The organism is Oryzomonas japonica, assembly GCF_008802365.1.
In the GTDB taxonomy this organism is placed as follows: Bacteria; Desulfobacterota; Desulfuromonadia; order Geobacterales; family Pseudopelobacteraceae; genus Oryzomonas; species Oryzomonas japonica.
Genome location: NZ_VZQZ01000020.1, coordinates 1 through 1,523 on the forward strand (window position 1 = coordinate 1; position 1,523 = coordinate 1,523).

1 protein-coding gene is annotated in these 1,523 nt (G+C 53.2%); it reads right to left on the minus strand.

Translation table 11 applies throughout. The features are described from left to right. Window positions 1-404: 404 nt before the first annotated feature. Window positions 405-1,424, minus strand: a complete 1,020-nt coding sequence (locus F6V25_RS16870) for an IS110 family RNA-guided transposase (protein ID WP_151129762.1) — start codon at window positions 1,422-1,424, stop codon at window positions 405-407. Window positions 1,425-1,523: the final 99 nt, after the last annotated feature.

Consider the following 1,523-nt stretch of genomic DNA (forward strand, 5'->3'; position numbering starts at 1 on the left):
GTCACCCATTAAAAGGCTGCTGTCAACGGCACAAACTTCCTCACTGCTAGAAAAAAGGTTTTCCCGGCCTTGTTGATAGTTACCGACATCGTTACCATTGCCGTTATTTCATTCTTTTCGATGTCAGCCTTTGCTGCACCAGTCACCCATCAGGATCAAGGCCGTTGTTGAAGAAAGGGAAGTTCAACAGCCCGTTCCGCGTTTCGCGGACCAGAAAACCTTCGATTCCAGGCCGTGTCCAATTGGTTGTTTCAGGTCTCGTGGTTGTTAACCAGCCCCTTGGTGGCTCACGGCATGGGCAGTAAAGACGTCGATAACCGGTATTAAACACTGGGTGGAGCGGTTGCCAATCAGACCTAGTGGTTTTGCCAACCCCAATGCGGGTTCACCGCTCCAGCCAGTTCCTAAGTGAAGATCTTCTCCGGTATGAAAACCGCCTGGTCCCGCATGATGTAGTACGCTGCTCGCGCCAGTTTGTGCGCCAATGCCGCGTGGGCGACCATGAAGTTGCTCTTCCTCAGCTTGCGGTTGTAATAGGCCCTGGCCTTGTCGTCGTAACGCCGGGCAAATTCCGCCGCTTCCGAGAAGGCCCAGGAAAGGTACTTGTTGCCGTTCTTCTTGTTACCCTTGCCCTTGGACTTGCCGTTGCTGGTCCATTGGGAAGAAACAGCCCGGCAATATGAGGCGTAGTTACCGACCGTCTCGAAGCGCATAACCGGTCCGGTTTCCAGCATGATGGTCAACCCAAGGATCTTGCCGATGCCGGGCATGGTCAGGAGATTCTTGTAGGCCTCCGTGAGTTCGAGCTTCTTCTCGATGAACGTCTCGATGGTCCGGATCTGCCGGGTCAGGAAGTCGATGGAGTCCTTGCTCACCTGACCGGCAAGAGCCAAATCCTCGTTATCGGCCAGGAGCGGATAGACACGGTCTTCGCGCAGGCGCCGTATGTCGTTGGTCTTCATCTTCATGCCGCAATTTCTGGTGATGATGTTCTGAAGACTGATCATTAAGGACGATCTCAGCGACACCAGATGACCTCGTTTTCTGAGCAGGTCGCGGATAGGCCGTTCATCCTTCGGATAGATGTAGCCTGTCGGCAGGATGTCCAGTCTCAGCATCTCGGCCAACCAGAAGGCGTCGTGCTTGTCGTCGGCATGCTTGAGGCCGGTATATTTCTGGATGGCTGAAGGATTCGCCAGGTGTACGGCGTATCCTTCGGCCATCAGCCCATCGACGAGCCAGTACCAGTTGTAGGTCGATTCGACGACAATGCCGGCAAGCTTCTTACGGTACGGTTCGAGCGCCCGGAGGATTGTCGCCATGTCATTGGGCGACTTCTCCTTAAAGACGCGTTTCCCGGCTGCATCAACGATTGCCAAATAGCTGTTGCTTGAATGAAGATCGATTCCGCAGTACAGTTTCATAAGGCACCTCCTGAGCTTAGAAGATTGGACTCTTAAAAGCATATCAGGAAGTTTGAACCTCCTCGATAATTCAGGAGGTGCCTTTTATATGATTATCAG